General features: G+C 58.5%; 7 protein-coding genes. All 7 read left to right on the top strand.

Features of this window, described 5'->3' with window-relative positions; all coding sequences use genetic code 11:
* Positions 1-55 precede the first annotated feature (55 nt).
* The 7 genes from EN808_RS30595 (at position 56) to EN808_RS30565 (ending at position 15,219) form a co-directional block, all read left to right on the top strand.
* Positions 56-1,327 carry a DNA repair exonuclease gene (locus EN808_RS30595; RefSeq protein ID WP_128298499.1) on the top strand — a complete coding sequence of 424 codons (1,272 nt, stop codon included), beginning with the start codon at positions 56-58 and terminating at the stop codon, positions 1,325-1,327.
* Entirely contained in the window at positions 1,324-4,821 is a 3,498-nt protein-coding gene (locus EN808_RS30590) for an AAA family ATPase (protein WP_245525155.1), read from the top strand. The genes EN808_RS30595 and EN808_RS30590 overlap by 4 nt, the downstream gene beginning before the upstream one ends.
* 395 nt (positions 4,822-5,216) lie before the next feature.
* The gene (locus EN808_RS30585; RefSeq protein WP_135917774.1) at positions 5,217-8,438 is read left to right on the top strand and encodes a helicase-related protein; all 3,222 of its coding nucleotides are present in this window, start codon (positions 5,217-5,219) and stop codon (positions 8,436-8,438) included.
* Entirely contained in the window at positions 8,435-9,205 is a 771-nt protein-coding gene (locus tag EN808_RS30580) for a DUF4391 domain-containing protein (protein WP_135917773.1), read from the top strand. Before EN808_RS30585 ends, EN808_RS30580 begins: the two co-directional genes overlap by 4 nt.
* 142 nt (positions 9,206-9,347) lie before the next feature.
* Positions 9,348-10,229 (top strand): HNH endonuclease, encoded by an 882-nt coding sequence (locus tag EN808_RS30575; protein ID WP_210235470.1) that lies wholly within the window; start codon positions 9,348-9,350, stop codon positions 10,227-10,229.
* A gap of 30 nt (positions 10,230-10,259) precedes the next feature.
* Positions 10,260-12,179, top strand: a complete 1,920-nt coding sequence (locus EN808_RS30570; RefSeq protein ID WP_210235469.1) for a site-specific DNA-methyltransferase — start codon at positions 10,260-10,262, stop codon at positions 12,177-12,179.
* A 10-nt stretch (positions 12,180-12,189) separates the two neighbouring features.
* Positions 12,190-15,219 carry a DEAD/DEAH box helicase family protein gene (locus EN808_RS30565; RefSeq protein WP_135917769.1) on the top strand — a complete coding sequence of 1,010 codons (3,030 nt, stop codon included), beginning with the start codon at positions 12,190-12,192 and terminating at the stop codon, positions 15,217-15,219.
* Positions 15,220-15,224 lie beyond the last annotated feature (5 nt).

Genomic DNA, 15,224 nt, shown 5'->3' with positions numbered 1-15,224 from the left:
CCAGTATCTGTTCGGGGAATCAAAGCCTTCTCACGCGAAGGCAAAAGGTGAGGGCATGGCTTTTCGATTTGTTCATACGGCGGACGTTCATCTGGATTCGCCTCTTCGGTCGCTGGCGTTGCGCAACCCGGAACTAGGCGAGCTGATTGGCAACGCGACGCGGCGTGCCTTTGTCAATATCGTCGATCTCTGCCTATCCGAGCAGGTCAACGCGCTTCTTCTCGCGGGTGATCTCTACGATGGCGATCAGACCTCCATGAAAACTGCGCGGTTCCTTTCCGAGCAAATCCGCCGACTGGACCAAGCCGGAGTGCGGGTGTTCATCATCCGAGGCAACCACGATGCGTTGTCGAAGATCACCAGAGAACTAACGTACCCGGAAACCGTAAAAGTCTACGGTGGGCGCCCGGAGGCTATCTCGCTCGAATTGGATCAAGCGACCCCTGTGGTTATTCACGGGCTTAGCTTTGCGCAGGCCCAGTGTCCCGAAAATCTGGTGGGAAAGTACAAACCACGGATCGAGGGCGCTGTTAACATCGGTCTTCTGCACACCAGCCTCGCAGGAACCCGGGGGCACGATCCCTACGCACCCTGCGACGTCTCGGATCTGGAGGCGACAGAGTTCGACTATTGGGCGCTCGGTCACATTCACAAGCGATCAATCAGTAACGGACGCTGCACGATCGTGATGCCTGGCATGCCCCAGGGGCGCGACATCAACGAATCTGGTCCGAAATCGGTGAGTCTTGTTACGATCGCTGATGACCGAACCGTCCACATTGAGGAAAGGTTCACCAGCATCGCCCAATTCGAGCGCGTCGTGATCGACCTCGACGGCATCGCAGATTGGCGTCACATGGTGACCACGGTAGCGGGCAACCTGGGGGCCGCGCGGGAAGCTGCAAATTCCGATCACCTTGTGGTCCGGCTTTCCTTCACCGGACGAACGCCGCTCGCATGGCAGCTCCGTAACGATGTCGACCTCATCAAGACCGAAGCCGAGCACAGGGCATCTGTCATTGGCCGGACCTGGATCGAGAAAGTGGAGATCCAGTGCACCGACCTCGTTTCTGCGGATGGGACCAACGGAGATCCACTCGTCGAACTTCGAGAGCTTGTCGGAAGCGAGATCATCGGTTCGGAAGCTTACCATGCGGCGCTCATCGATATTGGGGAGGAGCTTCGTGGTCATCTGCCACCCGAAAGCAGAGGTACTTTCGGTGCTGATCAGGAGGAGTTTCGGGCGACGTTGCGCCTGCTCGCGCAGGAGGGAGTCGAAGATGTGCTCGCACGGCTCCATCGTCGGAAACAGGATGAGGTAGCATGATGCGCATCAACCGGCTTGACCTTACCCGCTACGGCAAATTCACCGACAAGCACATCGACTTCGGGCCTGTGGAGCCGGGCCGTCCAGATCTCCATATCATCTACGGTCCGAACGAGGCGGGCAAATCGACCGCCCTATCTGCATTCCTCGACCTTCTCTTCGGCATCGAGTCCCGCAGCCGCTATGATTTCCTCCATCCTTACTCAACGATGCGCATCGGGGCCGCCTTGGACATCGGTGGTGTTGCCCGTGAGCTAGTCCGGATCAAGAAGCCCCAAAGCAGTCTGCTCGGTCCGGGCGATCAGCCGATCGGCGAGCATTTGATACTCGGCGAGCTTGGTGGGGTTGAGTGGGACGTCTATTGCGCGATGTTTTCCCTCGACGATGACACCCTTGAGGAAGGCGGGAAGAGCATCCTGGCCAGCAAGGGTGATCTCGGGCAGCTTCTGTTTTCGGCAAGCACAGGCTTGGCCGCACTAAGCCAGACACTTGTTGAATTGCGTTCGCAGGCCGACGGCCTTTTCAAACTCCGTGCCCGAAGCAGTGAAATCGGCGACTTGAAAAGTCGGCTTTCCGATCTGAAGGAGCGAAAAGAGCAGATTGACACGCTCGCCACCCATTACCGCCAGATGGTGGAAACCAAGGAGCGGTCACTGGCACACTATGACGAAGCGATGGCTGACCGAACCCGGACGCAGCTTCGGCTTGACGAGATTAAGAACCTGCTGACCGCACTGCCACGACTGGCGGAATTGCGGGACATCCGCGGCAGTCTCGCTGAGTTGCAAGATGTTCCCGAAGCGCCGCCTTCGTGGGGAAACCAACTTCCGGTAATTCATCAGGAAGACATCGAGCTTGCCGTGAAGCGGGAGACGGCGAAAGCGTCCATCGCCGAGATTGAGAAAGGGCTCAATGCCATTGCCGTTGACGACATCGCGCTCACCTTGGGGCAAAGGATGGACGCTATCGGCGAGCTGCACGCCCGTTATGTCACCGCTGAAAGGGATCTGCCGGACCGTCGCCTGCAATTGATGGAAGTCGACCGGGAAATTGCGAATATTCTGCGGCTTCTCGAACGCCCTGAAGGAGACGAGCCGAGCAGCCTGATGCTCGGAAGTCGCATTTCTGGGAGCATCAGAGATCTCGTTGAACGCCGCTCCGGTATCGACGCGACACTTCAAAACGCGAAGCGCGAAGCCGAAGAGGCGAACCGCCGTCTGATCGAGTTGCGGAGCAAGCTGTCGAGCGAAGCCGCTGCCTCCATAAACGGCAAAGCCATTGCGGCGCTGGCGAGGGAGCTCTCGGCTCTTCGAGAGAACGATCATGCCGCCCGTCGCCGCGTCGCCGAACGCTCCCGTGTGGATCTTAAAGAAACACTGGCGCAGCAGATGTCGGAACTCCGACCGTGGGGTGAAAGCGTTGACCAGGTACGGCAAATGCGGGTGCCGGCACCTTCTGAGCTGGAGGCCTGGAAATCAGCTCTCTCTAAAGCGGAAGCCGAGATCGACCGCTACAGCGATGACAGCGGGCGCCTCACGAGTGAGCTGCGGTGTTTGCGAGCCGAATTGGATGCACTGAAGAATATCACCGGCGTCGTGGACGATCTTGAGGCAGCGACGTCGCGATCAGCGCGTGAAGCGGCATGGGCTACGCATCGTGACGCGCTCGATGAATCGACCGCTGCGGCGTTTGAGATCGAGCTGCGGAAAGACGACCTGATCACCAGCGTACGGCTGGGACAGATGAGCGACCTGGCGAAGCTGAATCAAACTTATCAGAGGCTCGCCGTCGCGGAAGCGGAATTGGATCGCTCAGCGGAGTTGCTGAACGCGGCGAAGTCGAAACGCGAAGCTATCAGGGCCGAAATTCTGGAGTCCGCTCGGAAAATGGCTCTGACCGTTTCTGGCGAGATCAAGCTAGGTGGGCTTGAGGCATGGCTGGGACGCCGCGAAATGGTCCTCGCGACAGCCGACTTGCTCCGGGAGGCCGAAGGTGACTTACGCCAGGCGGAAGCGGACGGCTCGGCGGCGCGCAACCGGCTCTCGGCGGCATTATCGGCGGCAGCCGTTTCCCAGGATCACTCTGACTCCTACGAAGCGCTTTTGGCCAGGGCCCAGTTCGCCGTTGATCTTGAAGTTGAACACAAGAACTTGAGGGAGCAACTTGAACGCTGCGAAAGGGAGCAGGCTTCCCGCCAGTCAGCCCTTGAAACGGCAACTGCCGACGAGGCGCAATGGGACGCGTCATGGGCTGAGGTTTGCAAGAGCTGTTGGCTCGGCGCAGGAGGAACTATCCCCAGCCTCGCAACCGTCAAGGAGGTATTGGACAGACTTGCCGAGCTTGGCCCGGCCACTCAACGGCAAGCCGGCTTGGCAGATCGCATCGTCAAGATGGAGGAAGATCAGGCGGCCTTCTTGCGCGAACTGTCCGTCATGGCTGCGGAACTCGGATTGGACCGATCAGCAGACAGTGCCTTGAGACTCTGGGCGCTGATGTCCGCCAGAGTGGAAGAGGCTCGGGCGAAAAAGGCAGAAAGGGAATCCAAGCACCTTGCTCTCGAGGATCAGATTCTCAAAAACCGGGACCTGGAGGCTGAAATCGCGATTTGCGAGCGCCGCAAATCTGAAATGACGCAGCTGTTCGGAGTATCTTCGCTGCAGGAGGTAGAGAAGAAGCTGCGCATGATCGAGCAGAGGAGAGACTTGCGCCGGCGGTCCGATACCATCGAACGCGAAATCCGAGACGCGCTGTCAATCCAGGACATGGCCGATGTCGAACAGATGCTTGATGCCGCGGATCGGCCTGCGCTGGAGGTCGAGCAGGTAGAACTCAGGGCCCGGTTTGAGGATCAGGATCGGCGCGTACGGGAGCTGTTTACGGCATACAGCAAAGCGTCCGACGAGGTGGATGCCGTCGACGGCGAGAGTGCCGTGGCTGCTCTTGAAGAGCAACGGCGCACGGTCCTCCTGGAAATCGAGGATAAGGCGTTCAGCTACTTCCGCCTCAGGGCCGGCATCGTCGCGGCCGAGCAAGCCTTGCGCCTGTACCGCGACAAGCATCGCAGTTCGATGATGCTTCGCGCCTCGGAGGCTTTTCAGGTGATCAGCCGCGGCGCCTATCGCGGTCTGGCGACCCAGCCTGACAAGGACACCGAAGTGCTTATTGGCATCGGGGCTGATGGGAGTTCCAAGCTGGCGCAGGAAATGTCAAAGGGAACGCGCTTCCAACTCTATCTCGCGCTCAGAGTGGCCGGCTACCACGAGTTCGCCCAATCTCGCACCCCTGTTCCCTTCATCGCCGACGACATCATGGAGACGTTCGACGACTTCCGTGCCGAGGAAGCCTTCCGGCTATTCGCCGACATGGCGAAAGTGGGTCAGGTGATCTACCTGACGCATCACCAGCATCTTTGTGATATCGCCAGGCGGGTTTGTCCCAATGCGCGCATACACGAGTTGGCGCCGCCGCTCGTCTTGGAAAGCCGTGCGGCCTGATGGGCAGGCACAGAAACCGGATAGCTATCCAAGTATCGGCAACACGACCGCGATGGCCCAACACCGGTCTGAGAGCCGCGTGGCGACGAATTTCTCCACGTCAACCATGCCCATCATGTGAACTTAGGCTCTGAAATCGTCATATGTCGAAGCCCTCAAAGGCTCCATCGCCCCTCAGGCTGATCGCCGAAGGTGCCCCCGTAACACCGGTTACCTGAAGATCCGTTTTCCAAGACTTATTCCGCCTGCCGTCGCAGGGATCTGCGGAAACTTTATCGAAAGGGGTCGTGCTGGAGCGTGTTTTCGTTATAGTTGCTTTTCGCCTGGGAGGGAGGCACCTTAGTTAGCCTTGTGCGCAGGTGTTCGCTCGATCGGGCCTGATCGGGTGTGTGTGCATGAAGCTCATTCGGAATAGCGGCAACGAAAGGGTGGTCGATCGACTGCGCGAATGGCTTGTCCAGGACGTGTCTGTTGATTTGATGTCACCGAGCTTTTCCGTGCACGCGTTTGCGGAAGTTCGGGAGCTCATCGAGAAGGCAGAGAAGTGCCGCCTGCTGCTGGGTGATGAAACGGCATTCGCGGAGGCGCTTTTCGGCGGCCCTGCCGATATCGCCTTTCGCGGTCAGCTTCATGGCCGTTGGCTTGCACGGCTCGCTGCCGATTGGATCAAGAAGCGTGCAGAGGTCAGGTGCGCTCCTTCGGCGCCACCTCAGTCGCTCATCGTCGTTCAGGGGACGGGAACGCGACGGGCATTGCTCGGCACTTGCTCCTTCACCACGGAAGGCCTCGGGATCACGCCAGGCGGTCAACTCGGGCTGGTTCAGGCTTCGGACGAGGACGAGGAAGCCGCTGCGTTTGCCGACTGGTTCCGGGCGAACTGGGATGGCATCAAGGCGGGCTCGACGGCAAAGGACAAACTTGTCGGTTTGCTCGAAGAGGCAGGCTCCCAGCGCGCGCCGTCGCTTCTCTATTTCCAGATACTGTTTCAGCTATTCAAGGATCTCGGCGACGAGCTCGATGAAGAGCGGATCATCAAGTCCGCGACCGGCATACGAAACACGATCGTTTGGAAGAAGCTGTTCCGGTTCCAGCGCGATGGCGTAGTGGGTGCCATCGATAAGCTAGAACGCATCGGCGGCTGCATTATCGCCGATAGCGTCGGCCTCGGTAAGACGTTCGAGGCGTTGGCGGTCATCAAGTACTATGAGCTTCGCAACGATCGGGTTCTCGTGCTTTGCCCGAAGCGGCTGAGGGACAACTGGACGCTCTACAAGGCCAACGACCGGCGGAACGTCCTGGCCGAGGATCGCCTCAACTACGATGTCCTGAACCACACCGATCTATCCCGCGATGGCGGATTGTCGGGAGATATCGACCTCTCCCACGTCAACTGGGGAAACTACGATCTCGTCGTCATCGACGAGTCCCACAACTTCCGAAACAAGGCGACGCACAAGGACCGCGACACACGCTACGACCACCTGATGAAGCGGGTGATCAAGGCCGGCGTGAAAACCAAGGTGCTCATGCTATCCGCGACGCCGGTGAACAGTCGCCTGGCGGACCTGAAGAACCAGATCGCGTTCATGACCGAGGGCAACGATCTAGCGCTGATCGGCCACGGTGTTCCAAGCATCGAGGCGACGATCAGGAAAGCCCAGGCGCAGTTCAACCGCTGGCTCGATTTGCCGGAGGCCGAACGCCGTCCTGCGCGGTTGATGGACATGCTGGGCTTCGACTATTTCAAGCTTCTGGACATGTTGACGATCGCGCGGTCGCGTAAGCACGTTCAGCGCTATTACGGCACGGCCGAGACCGGGCAATTCCCCGAGCGGCTTCGGCCCTTCAATATCAAGGCGGACGTCGATCTGGCAGGCGAATTCCGGCCCATCCGCGAGATCAACAATGAGATCCGGCGGCTGACGCTCGGCGCCTATGCGCCCTTGCGCTACGTGCTTCCGCACAAGCAGGCGGCCTACGACGAAAAATACAGCACGAAAATCCGCGGCGGCGAGAGCTTCTTTCGGCAGGTCGATCGCGAGGAAAGCCTGATCCACCTTCTTCGGGTGAACATCCTGAAGCGCATGGAGAGTTCGGTTGCCTCATTCGCTCTCACCATCAAGCGGCAGCTCGCCGACGTTGAGGGCCTACTTTCGAAGATCGACGCGCACGATGAGTCGGTTGAAGAAGCGACGATCGACGACATCGCCGTTGACGACTCTGCGTTCGAGTCTCTGCTCGTCGGGCGAAAGGTGAAGGTGCTGCTTCAGGACGTTGACCGAGTGCGTTGGCGGCAGGACCTCATCGAGGACCGTAACCGCCTCGCGACGCTTCTATCAGCGGCCCGCTCTGTGACGGCTGATCGGGACGCAAAGCTGGAAGCACTGAAGCAGGTGATCGCCAAGAAAGCCCACGAGCCGATCAACGACGGTAATCGAAAGCTGCTTCTTTTCACCGCCTTCGCCGATACCGCGGATTATCTTTACCGCGAGCTGGCGCCTTGGGCGAAAAGGACGTTGGGATTAAACGCCGCGGTGGTCACTGGCACTGGCGCGAACAAGACCACCATGCCGAGCATGCGCAGCGATATGAGCACGATCCTCAGCGCTTTTTCGCCGCGCTCGAAGGAGCGGCCCGGGGAAATGGCGGTCGAAGGCGAGATCGATTTGCTGATCGCCACCGACTGCATTTCGGAAGGCCAGAACCTTCAGGATTGCGACTTTCTGATCAACTACGACATTCACTGGAACCCCGTTCGGATCATCCAGCGGTTTGGCCGCATCGACCGGATCGGTTCTCCGAACACGCAGATTCAGCTCGTCAACTTTTGGCCGAACATGGAGCTGGACGAGTATCTCGATCTCGAATCCCGCGTGAGCGGTCGCATGGTGCTGCTGGACGTTTCGGCGACGGGCGAGGAGAACGTCATAGAGTTTCAGGCCGGCAACCAGATGAACGATCTGGAATACCGCCGCGCCCAACTTCAGAAGCTGCAAGACGCCGTGATCGACCTCGAAGACCTGTCGAGCGGCGTCTCGATTGCTGACCTCACGCTAAACGATTTCCGCATCGATCTTTCCGGCTATCTGCGGGAGAATAAGGAGCGCCTCGAAGCGCTGCCGCTTGCGACCTATGCGGTCACGTCGGCCCCGCGAAGCACTGCCGCGAGCGTCGACACGGGCATTCAGCCCGGCGTGATCTTCTGCCTTCGCGCGGTTGGCGACGCGGCGCTGAAATCGCCGGAGCCGGGCTATCCCTTGAGCCCGCACTACGTCGTGCATGTTGGCGAGGACGGCGAGATCAAGCTTCCCTACACACAGGCGAAGCAGGTGCTGGATGCTTTGAAGAAGCTCAGCCTCGGCCGGGATCTGCCCGACGCCGAAGCTAGCATCCGGTTCGACAAGGCGACGCGCTTCGGCAGGGACATGGAGCCATTTCAGAAACTGCTCGCCCGAGCTGTCGCGTCCGTCGTTGGCAAGAAGGAAGAGCGGGCAGTCGCGAGCCTCTTTTCGCCAGGCGGTACCCACGCCATGAAGGGCGAGTTTGCCGGGGTCAACGACTTCGAGGTTGTCGCGTTTCTTGTGGTGCTTCCGGACGCCGAGGGTGCAGCGGCGTGACGACGGAAGCCGGCATCCTCGCAGTTGTCGAGGCTTTGGGCTTGCCGCCCGAAGCCCGCGTGGATGCGCGGGTGCCGAAGAAGCTTCTCGTGGAACAGGGCGCGCCGACCGCCTCCGACAAGCGTGCCATTCAGGACGGGATCGACGAGCTGCAATGGCTTGCCGCCTGCAAGCCAACCACCATCGGCGTGCCGAGCTTCGCTGATGATACGCGGGAATACCTTGAGATCGCGGTCGTTGCCTGTGCCTTTCGGCCTGATGCGAAGGCCGCGCGTCTGATCGAATTGATCCACCGCGCCATTCCCTACCCAGTGGTTCTCGTTACCTCCGACGAACAGGGTGTCGCGCTATCGGTGGCGCACAAGCGCCATGCGCAAAACGAAGCAGGTAAAGTCGTCATCGAGCGCGTCGTTTCGATTGCTGGAATTACCAAAGAACCGTTGAATCCCAACGAACAGGCGTTTCTCGAAAGTCTACCCCTTGCCAAGCAGTCCCGCCGCAACCTATGGACCTTGTATGAGGGTTGGCTGGTCCGAATCGAAGCGCTCAGCGCCGCCAGGCTGAGCGGCGCCTTTGCAGCGAGCGATGACGCCGTGACGATCGAGCGCCGCCGCGAAGCCCTCGAAGCCCAATCCCGGCTGATGCGCGAGATCATCGGTCTTCGCGCCAAGGCCACCCGCGAGAAGCAGCTGAACCGGCGCGTCGATCTCAACTTAGAGATCCAGCGCTTGGAGGCCGAGATCGCAGCCCAGCAGAAAAAACTTTGAGAACGGAACGCGTGGACATCCGAATACGAGAATGGATCTGAGGGGCAACATGACTTCCACGGTACTTTGGCGGCGGCTTAGTGCGACAGATTTTAGGGCAATCAACGGGAATGCTTCGCCGTATGGCCGCGGAGGCGGAGCCATGCACATAGCCCTTGGCGTGCGCACTGCCCAATTTCCCATCGACAACTTCCTAGGTGCCTCGGGGAAGACCGATGCAACCATCTCAGCTGCCGCCGATCGTGAAAGAACACAGGTGGGAGAGCTAGCCTTTAGCGGAAATCCAAAGCGCAGAGGTGGTGAATGGCGAATCCGTGATCAGTACAGCAACCGCCACCCCGCATGGGCATCGACCGCCGGTTTCCCCACAACTTACGATGCCAGCGATCCGCCCTACATCTTGGTATTCAAGAGCGGAAAATCATTTCACGCGCGGTTTTCTCTTGAAAGCAGCTTGAGAAAGATGAAGCCTGCGAGCAGACCAAAGGGGATTTTTTCCAACAATATCGGAATTGCGATAGCGCCACATGAGTTTGTCAATTCGCTACTTGTTCCACAGACAAGTAGGCTGGATGAATTTGAGATACAAAGGGACGCGACTGTCGCAGAAGAATTCGATCCGAAGAATATTTCCGATGGTCGTAAGCGCATAATCGCTTCGGTGATCCGGCGGTTGGGGCAACAGACTTTTCGCCGCAAATTGATCTCCGCGTACAGCGGACAATGCGCCTTGACATGCTGCAAGACGCCCTGGGTTCTGGAAGCTGCGCATATCAGTCCATATCGGGGGATGAAGACGAACGCGGTTTCTAATGGGCTCTTGCTTCGAGCGGATGTTCATACACTTTTCGACCTCGCCCTCGTTGCCATCGAGCCCACGAAGTTAGTCGTTAGAGTTTCGAAGCTTCTAGAGGGATCGATGTATGAAGCTCTCGACGGCAAGCATCCCGTGCTGCCGGCCAAGGCCGCCCTTCACCCAAGTGTGGCAGCGCTCGAATATCACTACGGACTTTTCCACCCTTAGCTGCTCCCAACACAAGAAGAACATCTGCGAATGGAAGGCGTGACGATGGCCAATATCGAGAAGCTCGACCCAGGGAGCTCAATCACCAAAAGTGCCGACATTGTAGCGGACAACGTCGAGTCCTTAAGGTCCCTTTTCCCGGAGGCATTCAAGGAGGGGCGAATTGATCTCGGGGTTCTCCGGGAGCTGCTGGGTGCTGTCGTTGATGAGCGCGACGAGAAATACGGGCTGAACTGGCATGGCAAACGCCGTGCGCGACAGATCGCGCTGACGCCGTCCACCGGCACGCTACTGCCATGCCCGGACGAAAGCGTCGATTGGGACGCTACCCAGAACATTATGATCGAAGGCGACAATCTCGAAGTCCTTAAGCTCTTGCAGAAGAGCTACGCTGGCAAGGTGAAGCTTATATACATCGATCCGCCCTATAACACGGGAAAGGATTTCGTTTATCCTGATGACTATAGCGACAATGTCAGGAACTATCTTGAGCTTACGGGGCAGGTTGAAGGCGGTCGAAAGATTTCGTCGAATACTGAAGCGTCTGGCCGGTTTCACACCGACTGGCTGAACATGATTTATCCGCGTTTGAAGCTCGCAAGAAACCTTCTCCATTCAGATGGTGTAATTCTAGTTTCGTGCGACGACGGCGAAGTCGCGAATCTCCGCGCTATATTGAATGACATATTTGGTGAGGAAAATTTCGTTGCGCAATTTGTGTGGAAGGCTCGTCAGTTTACTGATGCGCGCGCAAACACAAACATATCAACCGACCATGAGTACATCGTCGCCTATGCCCGGGACGATGGCTTCTCGCTCAAGGGTGTGGGCCGCGATGAGTCGAAATTCGGAAATCCAGACGGTGATCCGCGTGGGGATTGGATGAGCCGTAGCATGCTCGGCCTTGCTACGAGAGATCAGCGACCAAACCTTCACTACGACGTCGTCGATCCGTTGACTGGAAGGGTGTTCCCCCCGAATGCCTCCACGGGATGGCGATATTCGAAAGATAAGATGGCGGAGCTGATATCCGAGGGAAAAGTTCTGTTTCCCAGGAATGATGACGGAAGACCTCGCGAGAAGAAATTTCGGAGCGAGATGCGATCGGAGTTCATTGCATTCCGGTCGATTATTGATGGTGTACATACAGCAGATGGGACCCAGGAGATACGCTCACTGTTCGGCGTTGACCTCTTTGCGTTCCCAAAACCGACAGCGCTGATTGCGAGTCTCATTGAGCAGGTCGCCGCGGATGGTGATATCGTTCTGGATTTTTTTGCCGGGTCGGGAACGACCGGACACGCCCTTTTGAAGCAAAATGCTGCGGAGAACCTAAAGCGCCGATACGTCCTTGTCCAACTTCCCGAGCCTCTCGACCCCAGTAACAGAGAACAAAAGGTTGCATCGGATTTCTGCGATAAGTTGGGAAAGCCTCGCACTATAGCCGAACTAACTAAAGAAAGGCTCCGGCGTTCTGCAGCGCGGATCGATGAAGAAAATCCCCTCTTCAAGGGTGATTTTGGGTTCCGCGTCTTCAAGCTTGCATCATCGAATATCCGCGCTTGGGAGCCGGTCGCAGCCGATCTCGAAAGGAGCCTGCTGAAGAATGCTGAGCATCTCGTCCAAGGTCGCAAGGAGCAGGACGTGCTCTATGAGCTGCTGTTGAAGCTCGGGCTCGATCTTTGCGTGCCGATCAAGACGAAGAGCATCGCCGGCAAGTCCGTGAATTCCATCGGTGGGGGTGCGCTGATCGTCTGCCTTGCCGATGGGTTGAGCAAGGACGTGGTCGAGCCGCTAGCTTCGGGGATCGTGACGTGGCGCACGGCGCTTGCACCTGCCGTCGACACGCGCGTCGTGTTCAAGGATTCGGGCTTCGCCGATGATGTCGCCAAAACCAACATGGCGGCGATCCTCAGTCAGAACGGCATCACCGACGTTCGCAGCCTGTAGGAGGGGTTCGATGAAACTGCATTTCGAACCCGATCTTGACTACCAGAAGCTGGCGATCGAGTCCGTCGCTGATTTGTTCCGCGGCCAGGAGATCAACCGCACCGAGTTCACGGTGACGCGCCGCCCGCTGGCCGAACGCACCGGGCAAGGCAGCCTCGATCTTGGCGGCTTCCTGGGCGCGCAAGGCGAACTAGGCCTGGTTGAAAGCGAACTCGGCATCGGCAACCGCCTGACGCTGCTCGATGACGAGATCATCGGAAATCTGAACGACATCCAGCTTCGCAATGGCCTCGCGCCGTCAACGGCGCTCACTTCCGGCGACTTCACAGTCGAGATGGAGACCGGCACAGGCAAAACATACGTCTATGTGCGTACCATTTTCGAGCTGAACCGGCGCTACGGCTTCACCAAGTTCGTGATCGTCGTGCCTTCGGTCGCGATCAAGGGGGGCGTCTACAAGACGCTTCAGATCACCGAAGAGCACTTCAAGGGCCTCTATTCCGGCCAGCCCTTCGATTATTTCCTCTACGATTCCGGCAAGCTGGGGCAGGTACGCAATTTCGCGACCAGCCCGAACATTCAGATCATGGTGGTGACGGTCGGCGCCATCAACAAGAAGGACGTGAACAACCTCTATAAGGACAGCGAGAAGACCGGTGGCGAGCGCCCGATCGACTTGATCCGCGCCACACGGCCGATCCTGATCGTGGATGAGCCGCAAAGCGTTGATGGTGGTCTTGAAGGCCGCGGGCGTTCGGCTCTCGCGGAGATGAACCCGCTCTGCACGCTTCGCTATTCGGCCACCCATGTCGACAAGCACCACATGGTATTTCGCCTCGATGCGGTCGATGCCTATGAGCGCAAGCTTGTTAAGCAGATCGAAGTTGCGTCGATGGAGGTCGAGGGCGGGTACAACAAGGCATATGTGCGCTTTGTTTCGGCCAGCAACGGCAAGGGACCAGTGACGGCGCTCGTCGAGATCGACGTTCAGGATGGCAAGGCGGTGCGTCGCAAAGAGGTGGTCGTTCAGGACGGCGACGATCTTCAGGAACTGACAAAGCGTGCCGTGTATGCCGATTGCCGGATCGGCGAGATCTGCGCCGCGAAGGACAGCCAGCTCCTGGAAGTAAAGCTTCCGGGTGGCGAAACCTTCCTCTCACCCGGCGAGGCGGTTGGCGATGTAGACGCGGACGCCATGAAGCGACTGATGATCCGCCGCACGATCCAGGAGCATCTGGAAAAAGAGAAACGCCTCGCGCCGCTTGGCATCAAGGTGTTGAGCCTCTTCTTCATCGATGCCGTCGAGCACTACCGGTCGTATGACGAGGACGGCAATCCGACGAAGGGCAAATACGCCCGAATCTTCGAGGAAGAGTACCGCCGCGCAGCGAAGCTCCCGGAGTTCGTGAGCCTGTTTAAGGAGGTCGATCTCACCTCGGAAGCCGAGGAGGTTCATGATGGCTACTTCTCGATCGACAAGGCGCGGCGCTGGATCGATACGGCCGACAATAACCAGGCAGGCCGGGACAACGCCGAACGCGCCTACAACCTGATCATGAAGGACAAGGAGAAGCTGCTGGGCTTCGAGACCAAGCTCAAGTTCATCTTCTCCCACTCGGCCCTCAAGGAGGGCTGGGACAATCCGAACGTCTTCCAGATATGCGCGCTCCGCGAGATGGGCACGGAACGCGAGCGTCGCCAGACGATTGGCCGAGGCCTGCGCCTCTGCGTCAATCAGCAAGGCGAGCGGTTACGCGGGTTCGAGGTCAATACGCTGACCGTCGTCGCCACCGAAAGTTACGAGGAGTTCGCCGAGAATCTGCAAAAAGAGATCGAGAGGGACACCGGCATTAAGTTCGGGATTGTCGAGAAGCACCAGTTCGCCGCCATTCCAGTGGCGAAGGCTGATGGCTCAACGGGCATGCTGGGATTCGACGTATCCGCCGCGATCTTCGAGCACTTGAAGACGCAAGGTTTCGTTGACCCGAAGGGTAAGGTTCAGGACACGCTGCGCGCGGCGCTGAAGGACGGCACTTTCGCTTTGCCGAAAGAACTCGAAGGGCATGTTGCGGCGGTTCGCGAGCTGCTGAAGAAGGTCGCCGGCAAGCTCGATATCAAGAACGCCGACGAGCGCGTCGTCGTCAAAACACGGCAGGCCATTCTGGAAAGCGCGGAGTTCCAGGCGCTTTGGGATCGCATCAAGCACAAGACGACCTATCGCGTTCACTTCGACAATGAAAAGCTGATCGCCGACTGCGCCAAGGCAATCGCCAACGGCCCGCCGGTTTCCAAGGCGCGTGTCCGGATCAGGAAGGCCGATCTTTCCATCGGCCAGGGTGGCGTTGAAGCCACGGAGCGCGACAAGAACAGCGGGACGATCGTCACGATCGAGGAGGGTGACATCGCGTTGCCCGACGTGCTCACCGATCTCCAGGATCGCACCCAACTCACGCGCAAGAGCCTTGTCCGCATCCTCACCGAGTGCGGGCGGTTGAAGGACTTCAAGCGCAATCCGCAGGCCTTCATCGAGATCGCGGGTGAAGTGATCAACCGCACCAAGCGGTTGGCGTTGGTCGATGGGATCAAATACCAGCGGATCGGTGACGAGCACTACTACGCTCAGGAACTTTTCCAGCAGGAAGAGCTAACGGGCTATCTGAGGAACATGCTCAAGGACGCAACGAAGTCAGTCTTCGAGCACGTTGTCTATGATTCCGGCGGCGTCGAACGGACGTTCGCGGAGCAGCTCGAAAAGAACGAGTCGGTGAAAATCTACGCCAAGCTTCCGGCGTGGTTCAAAGTGCCGACGCCGCTGGGTACGTACAATCCCGATTGGGCGGTGCTGGTGGAGGTCAGCGGCGAGGAGCGTCTCTATTTCGTGATCGAGACGAAGGGTAGTTTATTTACCGACGATCTTCGCGATAACGAAGCGGCGAAGATCATGTGTGGCGAGGCTCACTTCAAGGCGCTTGAGATCGATCCGAACCCGGCCCGCTATATCAAGGCAACGAAGATCGACGACCTGATGGAGCGTTGTTGACTGAC

Origin of the sequence: Mesorhizobium sp. M8A.F.Ca.ET.165.01.1.1 (assembly GCF_004792065.1) — a bacterium.
Taxonomy (GTDB): Bacteria; Pseudomonadota; Alphaproteobacteria; order Rhizobiales; family Rhizobiaceae; genus Mesorhizobium.
Note: the sequence above shows the minus strand (reverse complement) of the source record. Positions and strands in the feature narration are given on the sequence as shown.

Excerpts from the sequence above, each read along its gene's own strand:
- EN808_RS30595 (WP_128298499.1), top strand. The coding sequence starts at position 56 with ATGGCTTTTCGATTTGTTCATACGGCGGACGTTCATCTGGATTCGCCT.
- EN808_RS30590 (WP_245525155.1), top strand. The coding sequence starts at position 1,324 with ATGATGCGCATCAACCGGCTTGACCTTACCCGCTACGGCAAATTCACC.
- EN808_RS30585 (WP_135917774.1), top strand. The coding sequence starts at position 5,217 with ATGAAGCTCATTCGGAATAGCGGCAACGAAAGGGTGGTCGATCGACTG.
- EN808_RS30575 (WP_210235470.1), top strand. The coding sequence starts at position 9,348 with ATGCACATAGCCCTTGGCGTGCGCACTGCCCAATTTCCCATCGACAAC.
- EN808_RS30570 (WP_210235469.1), top strand. The coding sequence starts at position 10,260 with ATGGAAGGCGTGACGATGGCCAATATCGAGAAGCTCGACCCAGGGAGC.
- EN808_RS30565 (WP_135917769.1), top strand. The coding sequence starts at position 12,190 with ATGAAACTGCATTTCGAACCCGATCTTGACTACCAGAAGCTGGCGATC.